At 71.6% G+C, this 1,259-nt stretch carries 1 protein-coding gene; it reads right to left on the reverse strand.

The genetic code is table 11. The features are described 5' to 3' along the window. Window positions 1–338 precede the first annotated feature (338 nt). A partial coding sequence (locus tag I2H19_RS09870) for an IS110 family RNA-guided transposase (protein WP_195622552.1) occupies window positions 339–1,259 on the reverse strand: 921 nt, incomplete at its 5' end.

The raw sequence follows: 1,259 nt of genomic DNA on the forward strand, positions 1-1,259 counted from the left end.
TAATATGAGAAAGCCATTGTCAATAGGCGTGTTTGTTGAGCCCGGTTTAAAACCGGGCTTTTTCGTTTCCCGTCGGGAGGGCCCGCGCACGCTGCACGTTTAGTCGACGCTTGCCTGGCAAGCTAATATCCGCGGGCTCTTGTGGGCGCGCTGCCGGCGGTCAGCCCGGTATGTCCGCGCACCCCACCGCATTTCGATTCTCCGGCCGGCGCGCTCGTCCGAAACCAGTCTTGTTCACGGGCGCGGCCCTTGGGCTGCCCAAAAAGGGCTCGTGAACGCGCGCCGGCGATGCGTCGAGGCGCGGGCCCTCCCGGCGGGAGGCTTGTTGTCCGACGGGGTCAGCCGAGGGTCCCCTCCGCCCGGCGCCCGATCTCCCAGACCCAGCAGGCGAGCTCGCTCGCGACGGCGGCATTTGCCTTGCACGAGCTCTTGCCCGCCGCCGCCAGCGCCTCGCGGCGGCGGCAGAGCCTGGCGGTGCAGTCGTCGGCGCGCGCCCGGATCGCCGCGGGGACGTCCGCGCCGGGGGCCGGGGCCTTCGGGCGGGGCGTGCACGTCAGGTAGTGCCACGCCGACTCCACCAGTGCCGTCCTGGCGAGCCGGTTGCCCGTCTTGGTTATCCCGCCGCGCCGCTCGGTCTCGCCGCTCGAGCGCTCCGACGGGACCAGCCCGCACCAGCTCGCGAAGGCCGGGGCCGTCCGGAACCTCGTGAAGGAACCCGCCTCGGCTGCGAGCCTGAAGGCCGTCAGGGTGTCGATTCCCTTGATGCAGGAGAGCGCCTCGACGGCCGGGCGCCACCGGTCGGTCCGGGCGAGGGCGAGCACCTTCTTCTCGAGCTGCCGGCGGTCCGACTCCGCGCACCTCGCGGCCGTGACGTAGTACTCGAGCACGTCGCGCTGGGGCCCCTCGAGCCTGATCCCGGATATCCACCTCCAGTGGGCGCGCGTCCAGGATCCCTTCCTCGTCCCGTCGGCGTTGCGCTCGTCCCAGACGTGGCCCAGCCTGATCAGGAACATGTTGAGGCGCTGCCTGGCGCGGCGGTACTCCACCGTGGCGTCGTCGAGGGCGCGGTCGAGGTCCCGGGCGGCCTCGACGGCCGCATCGGGCAGCGGGACCTCCACGATGTTGTGGGTGGCGAGCATGCGGGCGATGAACTCGGCGTCGCGCCGGTCGTTCTTGCGGCGCGCGTCCGCCGCCGGCCTCTGCATCTTGGAGACGGCGGCCACGGCGCAGTCGAGGCCGAGCGCGCGCAGCTCGCGCGC

The organism is Collinsella aerofaciens, from assembly GCF_015560135.1.
Lineage (GTDB): Bacteria > Actinomycetota > Coriobacteriia > Coriobacteriales > Coriobacteriaceae > Collinsella > Collinsella aerofaciens_AN.